A 17,342-nucleotide genomic window follows, 5' to 3' on the forward strand; every position below is an offset into this window, starting at 1 on the left:
CGTGAGCACGGTGACCAGGGCGTACGTCGCGCGGCTCGCCGGGCTCCCCGTGTTCGACCCCAACGGCGACCGTGTCGGGCGGGTGCGCGACCTGGTCGTGGCGCTGCGGGTGGGCACCGCCAGCCCTCGGGTGCTGGGCCTGGTCGTCGAGGTGGTGGCCCGCCGCCGCATCTTCGTGCCGATGGGCCGGGTCACCACGGTCGACCCCGGGGCGATCGTGCTGTCGTCGGGCACGCTCAACCTCAAGCGGTTCGAGCAGCGGCGCGGGGAGACGCTGGTGCTCGGCGAGCTGCTCGACCGCACGGTCACCATCCGCGAGACCGGCCGGCCCGCCACCGTCGTCGACGCGGGGATGGAGCAGACCCGCACCGGCGAGTGGGAGATCACCCGGCTCGCCGTCCAGGAGCCCGGCCGGCTGGGCCGGCGGGGGCAGCTGCACCAGCTGGCCTGGGACGAGGTGGTGGGCCTGGCGCTGCCCGAGAGCGGGCAGGGCGCCGAGACGCTCATCGCCACCTACCGCGAGCTCAACGCCGCCGACCTCGCCCACGCGCTGCAGGACCTGCCGGTCAAGCGGCGGCACGAGGTGGCCGGGGCCCTCGACGACCAGCGGCTGGCCGACGTGCTCGGCGAGCTGCCCGAGACCGAGCAGATGGCGATCCTGCAGAACCTCGAGGAGGCCCGCGCCGCCGACGTCCTCGAGGAGATGGACCCCGACGACGCCGCCGACCTGCTCTCCGAGCTGTCCAACGTCGACCGCAACCGGCTGCTGGAGCTCATGGAGCCCGACGAGGCCGAGCCGGTGCGCCAGTTGCTGCAGTACTCCGAGGACACCGCCGGCGGGATCATGACCAGCGAGCCGGTGATCCTCACTCCCGACGCGACCATCGCCGAGGCGCTGGCCCGGGTGCGCGAGCCCGAGCTCACCCCGTCGCTGGCCAGCCAGGTCTACGTCTGCCGCCCGCCCTCGGCCACCCCGACCGGGCGCTACCTGGGGCTCGCGCACATCCAGCGGCTGCTCCGCGAGCCGCCGTCGGCCCTGGTCAGCGGCGTGCTCGACGACCTGGAGCCGCTGCGGCCGGAGGCCCCGCTGGCCGAGGTCACCCGGTACTTCGCCACCTACAACCTGGTGGCGGCGCCCGTGGTCGACGACCGCGGCCGGCTGGTGGGCGCGGTCAGCGTCGACGACGTCCTCGACCACCTGCTCCCCGAGAACTGGCGCGAGCGGGCCCGCCGTGGCTGACGGCCGGCGGCTCGACGTCCCCCGCGGCTCACCCCGCGGGCTGGGCAGCTACCTGCGGCTGGACCCCGACGCGGTCGGCCGGTTCGCCGAGGCCATCGCCCGGTTCCTCGGCACCGGCCGCTTCCTCGCCGTCCAGACGATCATCGTGATCCTGTGGATCGCGCTCAACGTGTTCGCCGTGCGGCTGCGCTGGGACCCCTACCCGTTCATCCTGCTCAACCTGGCGTTCTCCACCCAGGCCGCCTACGCCGCGCCGCTGATCCTGCTGGCCCAGAACCGGCAGGCCGACCGAGACCGCGTGCAGGCCGAGGAGGACCGGGCCCGCGCCGCGCAGACCCGCGCCGACACCGAGTACGTCGCGCGTGAGCTGGCCGCGTTGCGCCTGGCGATCGGCGAGGTGGCCACCCGCGACTTCATCCGCGGCGAGCTCACCCGCCTCGTCGACAGCTTCCCCGCCGAGGAGCGGGAGAAGAAGGGGAAGAAGCGGCACAAGGACGTCGCCCAGCCGGCCCTGGCCGACCCCGCGACGTAGCGCACCGTTTCGTCGTCCCCCTGCGGCATCCTGCGGGGCGTGCGCGCACACACGGTGGTGCCCTCGCCGATGGGGCCGCTGACCGTCGTCGCCGACGACGGCGTGCTCGTACGCCTGTACCTCTCCCCGCCGGGCCCCCGGACCGAGATCGGCGCGCGGGACGACGCCGCCCTCGCCGGCGCCGCCGGCCAGCTCGGCGAGTACCTCGCCGGCGACCGGGAGGCCTTCGACCTGCCGCTGCGGCCGGTGGGCAGCGACTTCGAGCTGGCCGTCTGGCAGCAGCTCACCCGCATCCCCTACGGCGAGACGCGCAGCTACGGCGCGGTCGCTGCGGCCGTCGGCGAGCCCGGCGGCGCGCAGGCCGTGGGCCTCGCCTGCGGGCGCAACCCGCTGGCCGTCGTCGTCCCCTGCCACCGGGTGGTCGGCGCCGACGGCAGTCTGGTGGGCTTCGGCGGCGGGCTCGCCCGCAAGCGCTTCCTGCTCGACCTCGAGCAGCGCGACAGCCGGCTGTTCTGACCCGGCGCCGGTCAGGTCCCGGCGGAGTCGGGCCCGTCGTCGGGCATCCCGGCCACGGACAGCTCCAGGTCGACGAAGGCCGCGATCATCGCCCGGTAGACGCGCTCGGCCACCTCCGGACTCGCCCCGCGGGCCGCGGCGAGCCGCCGCGCCCGGGCGACGACCTGCTCGACCCGGCCCGGAGCCCGCACGGCCGCCGCGTCGGTCTTGAACCGGGCCGCCGCCCGCACCAGCCGCTCCCGCCGGGCCAGCAGGGCCACGAGGTCCTCGTCGAGGCGGTCGATCGCGCTCCGGACGTCGGCCAGCGAGGTGGGCTCGGTCATCTCAGCTCCCCAGGACGTGCACGAGCGCCCCGGTGGCGCCGGCGGCCACCAGGACGACGACGAACGGGGCGCGCAGCGCGAGCGCGACCGCGGCGACGGCCAGCCCGGCCAGCCGGCCGTCGACGACCAGGTCGCGCCCCGCGGCGACCGCCTGCACCGCCACGAGCGCGGCCAGCAGCGCGGCCGGGACGAAGGTGACCATGCGGGTGACCCAGGGCCGCTCGACCCACGCCGCGGGCACCGACAGCCCGGCGAGCTTGAGCAGGTAGCAGCCCAGCGACCCGGCCAGCACCACCGCCCACAGCGTCCCGCTGCTCACGCCGCCGCCTCCTGCCGGGGCCGGCCGGCCAGCGCGACCGCGACGACGGCGGTCACCACCTGCACGCCCGGCGGCACGAACGGGGTGAGCGCCAGTGCCACGGCCGCACCGCCGAGCGCGACCCGGCGGGCGACGGCGGGCTCCTCGGCGCCGGCGCGCAGCCGCGGCCAGAGCAGGGCGAGGAAGGCGGCGGGGACGACGGCGTCGAGCGCCGCCTGTGCGGTCTCCCCCAGCGCCGCGGCACCGAGCGCGCCGACCAGCGTGGTGGTGTTCCAGACCGTGAAGATCGTCGCGCCGCCGGCGAGGAACGCCAGCCGGGCCAGCGGACGGTCGGGGGCGGCCACGGCCAGCGCCGTCGTCTCGTCGATGACCCAGTGCGCCGCGCCCAGCCGGCGCAGCAGGCCGCGCGGGGCGAGCAGCGGGGCCAGCCGGACGCCGTAGACGGTGTTGCGGGTGCCGAGCAGCAGCGCGCTGCCGACCGCCGCGGCCGCGCCACCGCCGGCGCCGAGCACGCCGACGAGGGCGAACTGGGAGGCTCCGGTGAACATCAGCAGCGACATCGCCAGCGCCTGCCAGGGGTCGAGGCCCGCGGCGTCGGCGGCCGCGCCGAAGGCCACCCCGTAGAGGCCGACGGCGACACCGAGCCCGATCGCGTCGCGCAGGACGGCGGCGCGGGCGGATCCGGACACGGGACCCGAGGCTAGCGACCGGCCGCAGAGGGGAAGCACGGCGCCCGGCACCGCGTTGACCTGCACGGGTGCGCCGCGCCGGACTGCGCAGTACGTCACCCCCGCGCCGGGCGGCACCCGGTGCCGACCGCCGTACAGTGGCAGGTGGCCCGCGGAGCTGGTCCCCGCCGTGTGCGGCAGGCCGCAGCCGGGTCCCCCCGTCGAAGGAGACACACACCCCCATGTCCGACACGCTGACCGGCTCGCCGGCGCTCGACGCCGTCAACGCCGCTCTGGCCACCGTCCAGGACCCGGAGATCAACCGCCCGCTGACCGAGCTCGGCATGGTCAAGGACGTGCAGATCGGCGTCGGCGGCGACCCGGGTGCCGTGCGGGTCGAGGTCTACCTGACCGTGGCCGGCTGCCCGATGCGCGAGACGATCACCAACCGCGTCACCACCGCGGTGTCCGCCGTCGCCGGCGTGACCTCGGTGCAGGTGGGCCTCGACGTGATGAGCGACGAGCAGCGCGCCGAGCTGCGCCGGACCGTGCGCGGCACCGACACCGCCGAGCCGGTCATCCCCTTCGCCCAGCCGGGCTCGCTGACCCGCGTCTACGCCGTCGCCTCCGGCAAGGGCGGCGTGGGCAAGTCCAGCGTCACGGTCAACCTGGCCGCCGCGCTGGCCAAGCGCGGCCTGTCGGTGGGCGTCGTGGACGCCGACATCTACGGCCACTCGGTGCCGCGCATGCTGGGCGTCGACGACAAGCCGACCCAGGTCGACAACATGATCATGCCGCCGCAGTCGATGGGCGTGAAGGTCATCTCGATCGGCATGTTCACCCCGGGCAACACCCCGGTCGTGTGGCGCGGGCCAATGCTGCACCGGGCGCTGCAGCAGTTCCTCGCCGACGTGTGGTGGGGCGACCTCGACGTCCTGCTGCTCGACCTGCCGCCCGGCACCGGCGACGTCGCGATCTCCATCGCCCAGCTGCTGCCCAACGCCGAGATCCTCGTGGTGACCACGCCGCAGCAGGCCGCCGCCGAGGTGGCCGAGCGGGCCGGCGCGATCGCCACGCAGACCCACCAGCAGGTGGTCGGCGTCATCGAGAACATGTCCTGGCTGGAGCTGCCCGACGGCTCCCGGATGGAGGTCTTCGGCTCCGGCGGCGGCCAGGCGGTCTCCGACGCGCTGACCCGCACGCTCGGCGCCCGGGTGCCGCTGCTGGGCCAGATCCCCCTCGACACCCGGCTGCGCGAGTCCGGCGACGCCGGCGCGCCGATCGTGCTCGCCGAGCCCGGGACGCCCGCCGCGCAGGCGCTGACGAGCATCGCCGACTCCCTCGCCGTCCGGCAGCGCGGCCTGTCGGGCATGTCGCTGGGGCTCACCCCCGTCCGCCGCTGACCCACCGGCACCCAGAACGGCCCGGCTCCCGCGAGGGAGCCGGGCCGTTCTGCGCAGCGGGGCCGGCTACGTGGCGTCGACGTCGAAGGGCGGCGGGACGGCGGGGTCGCGCCGCACCGCGGGCGGCGGCTTGACCAGGCTGGCCGCGGTCGCACCGGCGGGCACGCCCGGCTCGCCGGCGCTGCCGCGGCGCACCGGCGGGGCGTCGTCGTCCTCGAACAGCTGCTGCCGGATGAACGTCTTCGGGTGGTACTTGCGCAGGTCGAGGTCGCGCAGTCCGGCGAGCTCCTCACCCAGCGAGTCGTCGACCTGGGCGCGCACCCCGGTCAGCGCGGTGCGGACCTTCTTCAGGCCGGCCGCCGCGTCGCGGGCCAGGGTGGGCAGCCGCTCGGGGCCGAAGATGAACAGCGCGGCGAGGGCGAGGACCACGATCTCGCCCCAGCCGATCGAGTCGAACACGTGCCGATCCCTCCTCCGTGGACCCAGCGTAGTTCGGCCCCGCTGCAGGGCCCCGCCGCGAGCCTGCGAGTGGCGGGGGGCAGCGGGGTCCTTCGTCAGGCCTGGTCGAGCGTCGCCTGCACCGTCGTGGAGGAACCGTTGCGGATCAGTTCGATGGTCACCACGTCGCCGGGCCGGTGCGCGTCGATGGCCACCACGAGCTCCTCGGAGCTGCCCACCGGCACGTCGTCGACGGCGATGACCACGTCCTGCTCCCGGATCCCCGCGGCGGCCGCGGCGCTCTCGGGCTCCACGTTGAGCACCAGGGCGCCGTCGCGGGTGCCGTCGGTGACCGACCGCGTGTTGACCCCGAGCGAGGCGTGCACCGCCGCGCCGGTGGAGATCAGCTGCTCGGCGATCTCGCGGGCGGTGTCGATCGGGATCGCGAAGCCCAGGCCGACGCTGCCACCGCCCAGCGAGGCGATCGCGGTGTTGATGCCGATGACCGCGCCGGTGGCGTCGACCAGCGCGCCGCCGGAGTTGCCCGGGTTGATCGGGGCGTCGGTCTGCACGGCGCTGATGACCGCGTTGGTGTCGCTGCCCTCCCCCGCCAGCCGCACCGGCCGGTCGAGGGCGCTGACGATCCCGCTGGTGACGGTGCCGGCCAGCCCCAGGGGGGAGCCGATCGCCACCACCGGGTCGCCGACGACGACGTCGTCGGAGCTGCCCAGCGAGGCGGTGACCAGGCCGGGCCGGTCGACCTTGAGGACGGCGAGGTCGCTGGCCGGGTCGCGGCCCACGATGCGCGCCTCGGACCCGGTGCCGTCGCTGAACACCGCGCGGATCCCGGCGCCCTCGACGCCGTCGGCGCCGGAGATGACGTGGTTGTTCGTGACGATGTAGCCGTTCTCACCGTCGACGACGACGCCCGAGCCCGTGGCGCCGGCCTCGCCGACGCGCACCTCGATCGACACCACCGCCGGCATCACCCGCTCGGCGATGTCGGCCACCGACCCGGGCTCGCGGGTGACGGCGTCGTCGGTCTCCGAGAGGGTCGTGCCCGGCGCGAGCAGCGGGGTCTCCGCGGCCTCGCGGGTGAGCAGGTAGCCGACGCCGCCGCCGAGCGCCCCCGCCAGCAGCACGGCCAGCAGCACCAGCGCGGCCACCCGCACCGACAGGTCGCGCAGCCGCAGCTTGCGGCGGCCCTTGCGGTCGACGACGACCGGGCCCTCCTGCTCGGCCTCCTCCTCGAACACCGCCGGACCGGTGAGGCCGGCCGGGGCGTGCGGGTCGCGCCAGGGGTCGCTGCGGGCGTCGGACTTCCACCACGGCCCGGCGGAGGTGCGCCGCCGGCCGGGGCGCCCGCCGGGCGGCTCCTGCAGGCCGCCCTGCCCGGCCGGGGCGCGGAAGGCCCGCAGCACGGCCTCCGGCGGCGGGGGGGCGACGGGCTGCGGCGGCGGGGTGGGCCGGTCCCTGGCGAAGCTGCCGGCGACGGCGGCCGGGCGCCCGAAGGCGGCCTGCTGCGCGAGGCTCGGCGGCGGGGCCGGCTGCACGGCGGGACGCCGGCGCTCGGGCGGGTCGAACGGACCGGCGGCGCCGGCGGGACGGGCGAAGACCGCGTCGCCGTCGGCCGGCCGGCCGGGGTCGGCGGCGCGCGGGGCGTCGACCGGGGGGCGGACGACGGCCTCGACGGTGCGGTCGCCGTCGTCGGATCCGGGTTGCCGGGCGTCGGGGGGCGTCACGGGTACAGGATCCTCCCCCGGCCCGGCAGGCCGGTGCGGCGGGATCGGGTGTCGCGGCTCAGGGCGCGCCGCCGGCCGGGTCGTGCGGCGCGGACGAGATCACCGTCCGCACCACCGGCGGCACCACCTCGGTGCGCTCGTCGGGACCGGACCCGTCGGCCACCGACGCCGGCGTCGGGCCGGGCGGGACGGTGCCGACGTCGGGCAGGTTGAGCGCGAGCACGGCGACGCCCACGCTCAGCGCGAGGAAGGTGCCGGCCACGCCGCGGCGCAGCCAGCGCGCCTGGTGCGGCGCGGCGCCGTGTGCGGGCGGGTCGTCGAGTGCGATGGTCCAACGCCCCGACGAGTCGGTGACGGTCAGCTGCCCGGGCCCCGCGGCGACCGTGCCCAGGCCGCCGGAGCCGGGGACGTCGGCGGTGAAGGGGATGGCGCACAGCCGGGAGAGCAGGTCACCGGGGACGGCGACGTCGGCGGCGGTGTGCAGCGCCTCCTTGGCCTCCCGCTGGGCCTGCACGAGCATCCGGCACTCGGCGCAGCCGGCCAGGTGGCGGGCGGCGCGGGCGGCCGGGCCGCTGCCCAGCTCGCCGTCCACGAGGGCTGCGATCGCCTCCTGCGCGAGGTGGCTCTCCGGCAGGCTCATGCCGGGGCTCCCGGTGCCGCGACCCCCCGCGGGGCGAGGTGGGCCAAGGCCTGCCGCAGCTGCACGCGGCCGCGGTGGATCCGGCTGCGCACGGTGCCGAGCTTGATGCCGAGGGTGGCAGCGATCTCCTCGTAGGTCAGGCCCTCGATGTCGCACAGGACGACGGCGACGCGGAACTCCGGTGGCAGCGCGTCCAGCGCCGCCTGCACCTGCGGGTCGAGGTGGGTGTCGGCGTAGACCTGCTCGGGGCTGGGCGCGGTGCCGGGCAGCCGCTCGGTGTCCTCGGGCAGCGCGTCGAACCGGATCCGCTGCCGGCGGCGGACCATGTCGAGGAACAGGTTCGTGGTGATCCGGTGCAGCCAGCCCTCGAAGGTGCCCGGCGAGAAGTCAGCGAGCGACCGGAACACCCGGACGAAGGTCTCCTGGGTGAGGTCCTCGGCGTCCTGGGCGTTGCCCGAGAGGCGGTAGGCCAGCCGGTAGACCCGGGCGGAGTGGTCCCGGACGACCTGCTCCCAGGTGGGCGCGACCCACACCTCGCCGGCGCCGGACGCGTCCGGCCGGTCGGCGGTGGCGGGGGCCTCGGGCACGTCGTCAGTATCGCGGACGCGCACGCTGCCGGCCTCCCCCGCAGGCTGGGAGGGGACGGCGGCACGCTCGGGTGTCACGACGGGAGCAACGGACGGCGGATCACCGGGTGTTCCCGTTCACAGGCACCTCACAGGTCGGGGTCACACCTCCGGGTCCCGGGTCGCGGCGCCGGCGGCCTCTACCCTCGGCCGGTGATGAGCGCCGAGGGACCCCCGTCGCACACGGGCGGCACCGGCAGCGCCGCGTGGGCCGACCGGTACGCCACCGAGGACCCCGTCCTCGCCGCCGCCCGCGCCCGGGCCGGCGCGCTGGGCGGGCCGCCGCCGGTGGGGCCGGCGGTCGGGGCCACCCTGGCCGTGCTGGCGGCGGGGAGCAACGCCCGCACGGTGGTCTCCATCGGCAGCGGCGGCGGGGTGGCCGGCCTGTGGCTGCTGCGCGGCATGCGCCCCGACGGCGTCCTCACCGTGCTCGACACCGATCCCGAGCAGCTGCGGGCGGCCCGGCGCACCCTGGCCGAGGCCGGTGTCCCGCCCGGCCGGACCCGGCTGATCTTCGGCACGCCGGCCGAGGTGCTGCCCCGGCTGTCCCCCGGCGCCTACGACCTGGTGGTCTGCGCCGCTCCGCCGACCGAGTGGTCGGCGCACCTCGGCGCCGTCGTCGGGCTGGTCCGCACCGGCGGCACGCTGGCCTGCCACGGCCTGCTCGCCGGGGACCGCATCGGCGACCGCTCGGCCCGCGACCCGCAGACGGTGGCCTGGCGCGAGCTGGCCCGCACCGTGCGCGAGGACGAGCACCTCACCTCCGCCGTCCTGCCGGTCGGGGCGGGCCTGCTGCTGGCCACCCGCCGGCCGTAGCGGTCAGCTCCCGAACGGGTGCTCGGCCAGCGGCTCCCACGGGCCGCCGAGGTAGCGCCACAGCCCGAGCCCGCGGGCCGGCACCGCGTGCGGCGTGAAGCCGGCCGCGAGCCGGTCGCGCAGCCGCCGGGCGACCTCCGGCTCGACCTTGTTCTGCACGGTCACGTGGGCCGACAGGCGCTGGCGGTCCTGCCGGGTCAGCCAGGGGTCGAACTCCGCGGCCAGGCCGGCGTGCAGCGCCGAGAGCTCGCCGGACCGCAGCCGGTAGCCCACGCCGCGCCCGAGCAGCTGCAGGCCCGTCACCTCGACGTCGAACGGCGGCCGGTCGGCGGCCCGGTCCAGCGCCGCGTCGACGGCGGGCCGCTGCTCCCCGGGCAGGGCGTGGAACAGGGTCACGTGCGCGGCCAGGTGGTTGCGGTCGGCCGGGAAGTGCTCGGCGCGCAGCCGGTCGAAGCGCGCCTGCGCCTCGGCGCCGAGCAGCAGCGTGACGACCAGGGGTGACGTGCTGGAACGGCCCTCGTGCAGGGGCCCGGCCCGAGCGGCGGATGGCCCCGTCCGGAGGCTCACCCCGAGCGTGCGAGGGGTGAGGGGGACGGGGTCCTTCTCGGGGGGCACGAGGGTCCTTCGTCTAGACGACGGCGCGGGCACCCTTGCCCAGGACCGCCACACCTCCGGCGCTGACGTGGTAGTGCTCGCGGTCGGCGTCGGTGTCGACGCCGATGCGGGCCCACGGCGGCACGACGACGTTCTTGTCGAGGATCGCCCGGCGGACGTACGCGCCCTCGCCGACGTGCACGCCGTTCATCAGCACGCTGTCCTCGACCCGGGCGCCGCGGTCGACGTGCACCCCGGGCGAGATGACGCTGTTGTGCACCGACCCGCCGCCGATGATCGCCCCGGCGCTGACCATCGACTCCTCGGCCCGGCCGCCGAGCACGAACTTCGCCGGCGGCAGCTGCGGCGGCAGGGTGTAGATCGGCCAGCGGTCGTTGTAGAGGTTGAACACCGGCGTCACCGACACCAGGTCCAGGTGCGCGTCGTAGTAGGAGTCGATCGTCCCGACGTCGCGCCAGTAGCCGTGGTCGCGCTCGGTGGTCCCCGGGACGACGTTGGTGGAGAAGTCGTAGACGTACGCCCGCCCGGCGTCGGCGAGCATCGGCATGATCGAGCCGCCCATGTCGTGCACCGAGTCGGGGTCCTCGGCGTCGGCGCGCAGGGCCTCGAGCAGGGCCTCGGTGGTGAACACGTAGTTGCCCATGGAGGCGAAGGACTCCTCCGGGCTGTCGGGCAGGCCCGGCGGGTCGGCCGGCTTCTCCAGGAAGCCGCGCACCTTGCCGTCGGCGCCGGCGTCGATGACGCCGAAGCCGGTGGCGTCGCGCCGGGGCACCCGCAGCCCGGCGATGGTCACGCCGGCGCCGGTCTGCAGGTGCTGGTCGACCATCTGTCCCGGGTCCATCCGGTAGACGTGGTCGGCGCCGAAGACGACGACGATGTCGGGCCGCTCGTCGTGGATGAGGTTGAGGCTCTGGAAGATCGCGTCGGCGCTGCCGGTGTACCAGCGCGGGCCGAGCCGCTGCTGGGCCGGCACCGGGGTGATGTAGTTGCCGAGCAGCTGTGACATCCGCCAGGTGGTGGTGATGTGCCGGTCGAGGCTGTGGCTCTTGTACTGCGTGAGCACCGCGATCTGCCGGATCTCGGCGTTCACCAGGTTGGACAGCACGAAGTCGACCAGCCGGTAGTTGCCGCCGAAGGGTACGGCCGGTTTGGCCCGGTCAGCGGTCAGCGGTGCCAGCCGCTTGCCCTCACCACCGGCCAGGACGATGCCGAGCACCCGGGGACCCCCACGCATGGGGGAAACCTAGCCGCTTCCGCGTCCGGCGGCCCCTCACCGTCCCCCCTAGGGTGACGGCCGTGCGCATCGGCATCGTCACGCGCGAGTGGCCCCCCGACGTCTACGGCGGCGCCGGGGTGCACGTGGAGCACCTGGTCGCGGCGCTGCGCTCGCTGCCCGCGGGGCCCGACCTGGAGGTGCACGCCTTCGGCAGCCCGCGCGCCGACGCCGTCGGCTGGCCGGTGCCGCCGGGGCTGGCCGGCGCCAACGGCGCGCTGCAGGCGCTGGGCACCGACGTCGAGATCGCCGCCGCGCTCGGCGGCGTGGATTTGGTGCACAGCCACACCTGGTACGCCAACGGCGCGGGGCTGCTGGCCGGGCTGGTGCACGGCGTCCCGCACGTGGTCACCGCGCACTCGCTCGAGCCGCGCCGGCCGTGGAAGGCCGACCAGCTCGGCGGCGGGTACCGGCTGTCGTCCTGGGTGGAGCGCACCGCCTACCTCGCCGCCGACGCCGTGATCGCGGTCAGCCACGGGATGCGCGCCGACGTCCTCGACGCCTACCCCGACCTCGACCCGGCGCGGGTGCACGTCGTCGGCAACGGCGTGGACGCCGAGGCCTACCGGCCGGTGCGCGACCCCGACGTCGTCCGCTCTCTCGGGGTGGACCCCGACCGGCCCTACGCGCTGTTCGTCGGGCGGATCACCCGGCAGAAGGGCGTCGTCCACCTGCTGCGGGCCGCCGAGCAGCTGCCGGCCGACGCGGGCCTGGTGCTGTGCGCCGGTGCCGCCGACACCCCGGGCGAGCGGCAGCAGGTCGCCGACGCGGTGGCCGCGCTGCAGGCCCGCCGGCCGGGGGTGGTGTGGATCGAGGCGATGCTGCCGCGCGAGCAGCTCGTGCCGCTGATCACCGGCGCCACGGTGTTCGTCGTCCCGTCGGTCTACGAGCCGCTCGGCATCGTCAACCTCGAGGCCGCCGCGTGCGGGACCGCCGTGGTCGCCAGCGCCGTCGGCGGCATCCCCGAGGTCGTCGCCGACGGGCGCACCGGGCTGCTGGTGCCCTACCACCCCGACGACATCGCCGCGTTCGAGGCGGGCCTGGCCGCGCGGATCGCCGAGCTGCTCGCCGACCCGGCGCGCGCCGCGGCGATGGGTGCCGCGGGCCGCGAGCGGGTGCTGTCGGAGTTCGGCTGGCCCGCGATCGCCCAGCAGACCGTGCAGGTCTACTCCGCGGTGCTCGACGCCCGCGGCTGATCCCCGGCGGCGGGGCCCGGCGGCGGGGCCCGGCGCCGGGTGGGAGGCTGTCCCGACGTGACTCCCCCGACGCCGTCCGACGAGGACCCGATCCGGGCCCTGGTGCGCGCGTCGCACCGGCTGTCCGCCGACCGGGTGGGCACCGTGGTGGCCGAGCAGGCCCGGCGGCTGGGCGCGCAGGACGCGGTGGTCTACCTGGCCGACTACGCGCAGCACGAGCTCGTGCCCGTCCCCGGCGAGGGCGTCGCCGTGCGCCACCCGTTGACCATCGACGGGTCGCTGGGCGGGCGGGCCTTCCGCCGGGTCGACCCGCTGCGGTCCGCGCCGCACGACGGGCCGGGGAGCCTCTGGGTACCCCTGCTCGACGGCGCCGAGCGGCTGGGTGTCCTGGAGCTGGTCGTGCCGACGGAGACGCCGCCGGCCTTCGAGGACGACGCGCGGTCCTTCGCCTCCCTGGTCGCCGAGCTGGTGGTCACCCGCGACGCCTACAGCGACGTCTTCGCCCGGCTGCGCCGGCGCCGCCACCTGTCGCTGGCGGCGGAGGTCCAGTGGGAGCTGCTGCCGCCGCTGACCTACGCGAACGACCGCGTGGTGATCACCGGTGCCCTCGAGCCGTCCTACGAGATCGGCGGCGACACCTTCGACTACGCGGTCAACGGCCCGCTGGCCGACCTGCTCGTGCTCGACGCCGTCGGGCACGGCCTGCCGGCCGCGCTGCTGGCCACCGCGGCCGTCGGCGCCTACCGGCACGCCCGGCGCCGGGAGCTGGACCTGCCCGGGGTCGCCGCCGCCGTGGACGCCGTCGTGGCCGGGCAGTTCTCCGGCAGCCGGTTCGCCACCGCCGTCCTCGCCCGTCTCGACCTGGACACCGGCCTGCTGCGCTGGGTCAACTGCGGGCACCCCGACCCGCTGCTCGTCCGCGACGGCGTCCCAATGCGCCCGCCGCCGTGCCCGCCGGCCCGCCCGCTGGGACTGCTCGCGGCCGACCCGGCGGTGTGCCAGGTGCAGCTGCGGCCCGGGGACCGGCTGCTGCTGCACACCGACGGCGTCGTGGAGGCGCGCTCGCCCGACGGCGAGTTCTTCGGAGAGGAGCGGCTGGCCGACCTCGTCGTCCGCGCCGAGCTCGCCGGCGACCCGCCGCCGGAGACGATGCGCCGGCTGATGGGCAGCGTGATGGAGCACCAGGCCGGGCAGCTGCAGGACGACGCCAGCATCGTCATGGTCGAGTGGCGCACCGGCCGCGAGACCACGCTCGAGCCGTGAGCGCCGCCCCGGCCGGGGACGGGCCGGGCCCGGGGGTCCGCGCCCGCCCCGACGTCGTCGTCGGCCTGGTGGCCGCCCCCGGTGCGCCCGCCGAGGTGGCCGACGAGCTGGCCGCCGACCTCGCCGGCGCGCTGCACGCCGAGCACACCGAGGTGGCCTGGGACGTGCGCGTCGTCGTCGACGGCCTGGTGCAGCCGCCGGCCGACGACGCCGAGATCGTCGCCGCGGCCCGCGATCGCCTGCTGGCCGAGGAGTGGGACCTCGCCGTCTGCGTGACCGACCTGCCGATCACCGTCGACCGCCGCACCGTGGTGGCGCACGCCAGCCCGGTGCACGGCGTCGCGGTGCTGTCGCTGCCGGCGCTGGGGGCGGTCGGCCGGCGCCGACGGGCGCTGCAGACGGCGGTCGGGCTGGTGCGCGCGCTGCTCGGTGACGAGGGCGAGGGCGGGGACGACGCCGAGCGGCTGCGACGGCGGCTGCACGAGCTGGCCGCCGACCAAGCCGACGCGGGGATCGGGTTCACCGCGCGGGTGCTCACCGGGAACCTGCGGCTGCTGGTCGGCATGGTGCGGGCCAACCGCCCGTGGCGGCTGACCGCGTCGCTGTCGCGGGCGCTGACCGCCGCGGTCGCCGCGGGGGTCTTCGCCCTGGTCACCTCGGACATCTGGCGGCTGGCCGACCGCTTCGGACCGGTCCGGCTGGCGGCGGTGGGACTCGGCTCGGTGCTGGCCATCTGCGCGACGCTGGTCGTCGGCGCGCGGCTGTGGGAGCGGGCCCGCTCGCCGCGGGTGCGCAAGCAGGTGGCGCTGTTCAACCTGGCCACGGTCGCCACCGTGGTCATCGGCGTGCTCACCCTCTACGCCACGCTGTTCGTCCTCGCCCTCACCGGCTCCCTGTTGCTGGTGCCGTCGGGGCTGTTCGGCGAGGGGCTCGGGCACCGCGCCGCACTCGGCGACTACCTGGAGCTGGCCTGGCTGACCAGCTCGCTGGCCACCGTCGGCGGCGCGCTGGGCGCCGGGCTGGAGGAGGACGACGCCGTCCGCGAGGCCGCCTACACCCACCGGCCGGGAACCCCCGGCTGAGCGCTGGCCCTCTCCGCCGCGCGGAGGGAGGATGACCTGTGACCATCGCCACGCGGTTCGCCACGGCGCTCGAGCACCTGAGCGCCGGCGAGTCCCCGGCGGCCGAGCTGCTGCCGACCCGGCTGGCCCGGGCCGGTGCCGCGACGCTCGGCGTCGACGCGGCGGGGCTGTCGGTGGTCGACGCCGCGGGCCGGCGGATCCCCCTGGGGTCGAGCTCGGTCGAGGCCGCCTGCGCCGAGCGGCTGCAGTTCACCGTCGGCTCGGGCCCGTGCTGGGAGGCGCAGACGACCCGGCTGCCGGTGTTCGCCGTCCTGGCCGACCTGCACCGCCGCTGGCCGGCCTTCACCGACCTGCTCACCGAGCAGACCCCGTTCCGGGCCGTCGTCGCGTTCCCGCTGCGCGAGGACCTCGCCGGCGCCGGGGCGCTCGACCTCTACTTCACCGACGAGACGGCGGTGCCGACCCTCGACGTGTTCGCCGCCGTCGCCGTGGGCGAGCTGGTGACCGCGCAGCTGACCGAGGCGGCCGTGTGGTCGGACTGGCCGGCCGAGCGCGGACCGGCCTGGCTGCACGGCCCGGAGGCCCGCCGCAGGGCCGCGGTGCTGCGGGCCGCGGGCCGCACGGCGATGGCGCTGGAGACCGACCCGGCGAGCGCACTGGCGCTGCTGCGGGGCGCCGCCTACGTCGGCGGGCGGACCGTCGAGGACGTCGCCGAGGACCTCGAGGAGGGCCGCCTGCGGGTCGAGGACCTCGGCACCGGCCCCGCCGCCTGAGCCGTCGCGTGTGACCGTTCCCGCAGGTCAGGGCGGGAAGTGGCGGTCGACGCGGATCGCTGCACCTCCCGTGACCGCCGCGCCCTCGCCGTCCGCCGTCCCCGCTGCAGCGCCGTCCCCCGTGCCCTCCCCCACCCGTCTGCTCGACGTGCGCACCGTCTACGCCGAGCCCGCGGCCCTCGACTCCGTCCGCGGCCGTGAGGTGCTGGCGCGCTTCCCCGGCGCCGAGGTGGTCGAGGTGCCCTCGCACTGGCAGATCCCCGAGCTCCACGGCAACGGGGGCAACGTCGAGCGGTGGGTGCGGGTCAAGACCGAGACGCTGGTGCTCGGGGTCAAGAAGTCCCTGTCGGCCCGGCCCAACGGCCGCTCGTCGAACTGGATCGCGCCCTCGACCGCGAACGGCTGCGCGATGGCGTGTGCCTACTGCTACGTCCCGCGGCGCAAGGGCTACGCCAACCCGATCACCGTCTTCACCAACATCGAGCAGATCACCGGCTACCTGCGCCGGCACGTCGCCCGGCAGGGCGTCAAGACCGAGCCCGACCAGTGCGACCCGGTGAGCTGGGTCTACGACATCGGGGAGAACAGCGACTGCTCGGTGGACGCGCTGGTCAGTGACAACGTGGCCGACCTGGTGGCCACCTTCCGCGAGCTGCCGACCGCCAAGGCGTCGTTCGCCACCAAGTACGTCAACCGGCAGCTGCTCGACCTCGACCCGCGGGGCCGCACCCGCGTGCGGTTCTCGCTGATGCCCGACGCCGACTCGAGGGTGGTCGACGTCCGCACCAGCCGCGTCCCCGACCGCATCGCCGCCGTCGACGACTTCGTCGAGGCCGGCTACGAGGTCCACCTCAACCTCTCGCCGGTCGTCCTGCGCGACGGCTGGGAGGCCGACTGGGCCGAGCTGCTGCGCCGCCTGGACGACACCCTGTCCCCCGCCGCCAAGGCGCAGGCCGCGGCCGAGGTGATCATGCTGACTCACAACCGGGACCTGCACGAGGTCAACCTCGGCTGGCACCCGAAGGCCGAGGACCTGCTGTGGCGGCCCGGCCTCCAGCAGCCCAAGCGCAGCCAGAACGGCCAGTGGAACGTCCGCTACCGGAACGACGTGAAGCGGGCCGGCGTCGAGCGGCTGCAGGAGCTCATCGCCCACCACGCGCCGTGGCTGCGGGTGCGGTACGCCTTCTAGCCCGTCTCGCCGGTGTCCCCGTGCGCGGCGCCCACCGGCTTGGACTCCGGTGAGCCGCGCTGGCGCAGGTAGACGGCGAACACCGCCATCGAGCCCACGGCGAGCATCTCCGACTGCCAGTTCTGGAAGGTGCGGCTCCAGAAGTCGGCCCGGCCCAGGTAGCCGACCCAGCTGACGGGGTCGGCGTGCGACTGCAGCTGTTCGGTGTTGTACGCCGTCCACCCGGCGATCGACGACGCCGCCCAGGTGAGCAGGAACAGCGCGCCCATCAGCAGGCCCAGCGAGCGGGAGAACAGGCCGGCCCGCCAGCCGCCGGCGCGCACCCACGGCGGCGAGTCGGCGCGGGCGTGCGCGCCCATCCGCTGCTCCTCGTCGCTCTCGGTGCCGACCTCGTGCAGCTCCTTGGACTCCGCCGAGCCGCGCTGGACCAGCCACACGGTCGCGAACACGTAGAGGAAGAACTGCAGGTACTCCGACTGCCAGTTCTCCATGACGTCGACGGCGAACGACGACGAGGTGACGTAGTCGGCCAGCGGCAGCGGGTCGAGGCCCTGGTCGAGGCGCTGCTCGTTCTCCTCCGCGGCGCCGGCGACCGCCTGGCCGACGAGTGTGGCGAGGAACAGCGCACCGAACGCCAGGCTGAGCCCGTTGTCGCGCAGCACCCGTCGCACGTCGCTCACCGCCCGAG

General features: G+C 76.0%; 20 protein-coding genes. 10 read left to right on the plus strand and 10 right to left on the minus strand.

Annotated elements, in window-relative coordinates:
* The first annotated feature begins 1 nt into the window (after position 1).
* Genes ACI79O_RS14075 through ACI79O_RS14085 form a run of 3 tightly spaced genes read left to right on the plus strand, consistent with a single transcriptional unit; the run spans position 2 to position 2,288 of the window.
* A complete protein-coding gene (locus ACI79O_RS14075; RefSeq protein WP_456888482.1) occupies positions 2–1,240 on the plus strand; it encodes a magnesium transporter MgtE N-terminal domain-containing protein in 1,239 nt (412 codons plus the stop codon).
* Positions 1,233–1,772: a DUF1003 domain-containing protein gene (locus ACI79O_RS14080; RefSeq protein WP_456888483.1), complete on the plus strand. Its 540-nt coding sequence runs from the start codon at positions 1,233–1,235 to the stop codon at positions 1,770–1,772. The genes ACI79O_RS14075 and ACI79O_RS14080 overlap by 8 nt, the downstream gene beginning before the upstream one ends.
* A gap of 39 nt (positions 1,773–1,811) precedes the next feature.
* Positions 1,812–2,288, plus strand: a complete 477-nt coding sequence (locus tag ACI79O_RS14085) for a methylated-DNA--[protein]-cysteine S-methyltransferase (RefSeq protein WP_456914463.1) — start codon at positions 1,812–1,814, stop codon at positions 2,286–2,288.
* 11 nt (positions 2,289–2,299) lie between these two features.
* Here ACI79O_RS14085 and ACI79O_RS14090 read toward each other — a convergent pair whose 3' ends face one another.
* From ACI79O_RS14090 to ACI79O_RS14100, 3 genes are read right to left on the minus strand one after another with little or no spacing between them, the layout of a single operon-like run.
* The gene (locus ACI79O_RS14090; RefSeq protein ID WP_456914464.1) at positions 2,300–2,611 is read right to left on the minus strand and encodes a chorismate mutase; all 312 of its coding nucleotides are present in this window, start codon (positions 2,609–2,611) and stop codon (positions 2,300–2,302) included.
* Position 2,612: 1 nt separating this feature from the next.
* On the minus strand, positions 2,613–2,930 hold the full coding sequence (locus tag ACI79O_RS14095; protein ID WP_456873926.1) for an AzlD domain-containing protein: 318 nt from the start codon (positions 2,928–2,930) through the stop codon (positions 2,613–2,615).
* On the minus strand, positions 2,927–3,619 hold the full coding sequence (locus tag ACI79O_RS14100; RefSeq protein ID WP_456888490.1) for an AzlC family ABC transporter permease: 693 nt from the start codon (positions 3,617–3,619) through the stop codon (positions 2,927–2,929). The genes ACI79O_RS14095 and ACI79O_RS14100 overlap by 4 nt, the downstream gene beginning before the upstream one ends.
* 221 nt (positions 3,620–3,840) lie before the next feature.
* On the opposite strand from ACI79O_RS14100, the gene ACI79O_RS14105 reads away from it, so the two are divergent.
* Positions 3,841–5,001, plus strand: coding sequence for an Mrp/NBP35 family ATP-binding protein (locus tag ACI79O_RS14105; RefSeq protein WP_456873924.1), 1,161 nt, complete (start codon positions 3,841–3,843; stop codon positions 4,999–5,001).
* A gap of 66 nt (positions 5,002–5,067) precedes the next feature.
* Here ACI79O_RS14105 and ACI79O_RS14110 read toward each other — a convergent pair whose 3' ends face one another.
* The 4 genes from ACI79O_RS14110 to sigE form a co-directional block, all read right to left on the minus strand.
* Positions 5,068–5,460 carry a twin-arginine translocase TatA/TatE family subunit gene (locus ACI79O_RS14110; protein WP_456888493.1) on the minus strand — a complete coding sequence of 131 codons (393 nt, stop codon included), beginning with the start codon at positions 5,458–5,460 and terminating at the stop codon, positions 5,068–5,070.
* Between the two features lie 95 nt (positions 5,461–5,555).
* The gene (locus tag ACI79O_RS14115; protein ID WP_456914465.1) at positions 5,556–7,181 is read right to left on the minus strand and encodes a S1C family serine protease; all 1,626 of its coding nucleotides are present in this window, start codon (positions 7,179–7,181) and stop codon (positions 5,556–5,558) included.
* A gap of 58 nt (positions 7,182–7,239) precedes the next feature.
* Positions 7,240–7,821 (minus strand): anti-sigma factor family protein, encoded by a 582-nt coding sequence (locus ACI79O_RS14120; RefSeq protein WP_456888501.1) that lies wholly within the window; start codon positions 7,819–7,821, stop codon positions 7,240–7,242.
* Positions 7,818–8,408: an RNA polymerase sigma factor SigE gene (gene sigE / locus ACI79O_RS14125; RefSeq protein ID WP_456914466.1), complete on the minus strand. Its 591-nt coding sequence runs from the start codon at positions 8,406–8,408 to the stop codon at positions 7,818–7,820. The genes ACI79O_RS14120 and sigE overlap by 4 nt, the downstream gene beginning before the upstream one ends.
* Before the next feature lie 195 nt (positions 8,409–8,603).
* Here sigE and ACI79O_RS14130 point away from each other — a divergent pair, with 195 nt between their 5' ends.
* A complete protein-coding gene (locus ACI79O_RS14130) occupies positions 8,604–9,263 on the plus strand; it encodes an O-methyltransferase (protein WP_456914492.1) in 660 nt (219 codons plus the stop codon).
* Between the two features lie 3 nt (positions 9,264–9,266).
* Here the strand turns inward: ACI79O_RS14130 and ACI79O_RS14135 are convergent, their stop codons facing one another.
* Both ACI79O_RS14135 and glgC read right to left on the minus strand, forming a co-directional pair.
* The gene (locus tag ACI79O_RS14135) at positions 9,267–9,830 is read right to left on the minus strand and encodes a 2'-5' RNA ligase family protein (protein ID WP_456914467.1); all 564 of its coding nucleotides are present in this window, start codon (positions 9,828–9,830) and stop codon (positions 9,267–9,269) included.
* Between the two features lie 61 nt (positions 9,831–9,891).
* A complete protein-coding gene (gene glgC / locus ACI79O_RS14140; RefSeq protein WP_456888506.1) occupies positions 9,892–11,112 on the minus strand; it encodes a glucose-1-phosphate adenylyltransferase in 1,221 nt (406 codons plus the stop codon).
* A gap of 62 nt (positions 11,113–11,174) precedes the next feature.
* Between glgC and glgA the strand changes: the two genes are divergently transcribed.
* The 5 genes from glgA (at position 11,175) to ACI79O_RS14165 (ending at position 16,654) form a co-directional block, all read left to right on the plus strand.
* Positions 11,175–12,347 carry a glycogen synthase gene (gene glgA, locus ACI79O_RS14145; RefSeq protein ID WP_456914468.1) on the plus strand — a complete coding sequence of 391 codons (1,173 nt, stop codon included), beginning with the start codon at positions 11,175–11,177 and terminating at the stop codon, positions 12,345–12,347.
* Positions 12,348–12,404: 57 nt separating this feature from the next.
* Positions 12,405–13,610, plus strand: coding sequence for a PP2C family protein-serine/threonine phosphatase (locus ACI79O_RS14150; protein ID WP_456888512.1), 1,206 nt, complete (start codon positions 12,405–12,407; stop codon positions 13,608–13,610).
* Entirely contained in the window at positions 13,607–14,692 is a 1,086-nt protein-coding gene (locus tag ACI79O_RS14155) for a hypothetical protein (protein ID WP_456914469.1), read from the plus strand. Before ACI79O_RS14150 ends, ACI79O_RS14155 begins: the two co-directional genes overlap by 4 nt.
* Before the next feature lie 38 nt (positions 14,693–14,730).
* On the plus strand, positions 14,731–15,465 hold the full coding sequence (locus tag ACI79O_RS14160) for a GAF domain-containing protein (protein WP_456888517.1): 735 nt from the start codon (positions 14,731–14,733) through the stop codon (positions 15,463–15,465).
* A 121-nt stretch (positions 15,466–15,586) separates the two neighbouring features.
* Positions 15,587–16,654: a spore photoproduct lyase family protein gene (locus ACI79O_RS14165; protein WP_456914470.1), complete on the plus strand. Its 1,068-nt coding sequence runs from the start codon at positions 15,587–15,589 to the stop codon at positions 16,652–16,654.
* Here ACI79O_RS14165 and ACI79O_RS14170 read toward each other — a convergent pair.
* Positions 16,651–17,334, minus strand: coding sequence for a DUF6766 family protein (locus tag ACI79O_RS14170; protein ID WP_456888521.1), 684 nt, complete (start codon positions 17,332–17,334; stop codon positions 16,651–16,653). The two genes, ACI79O_RS14165 and ACI79O_RS14170, sit on opposite strands and share 4 nt — an antisense overlap.
* Positions 17,335–17,342 lie beyond the last annotated feature (8 nt).

The sequence above is a fragment of the Geodermatophilus sp. SYSU D00696 genome (assembly GCF_054050235.1).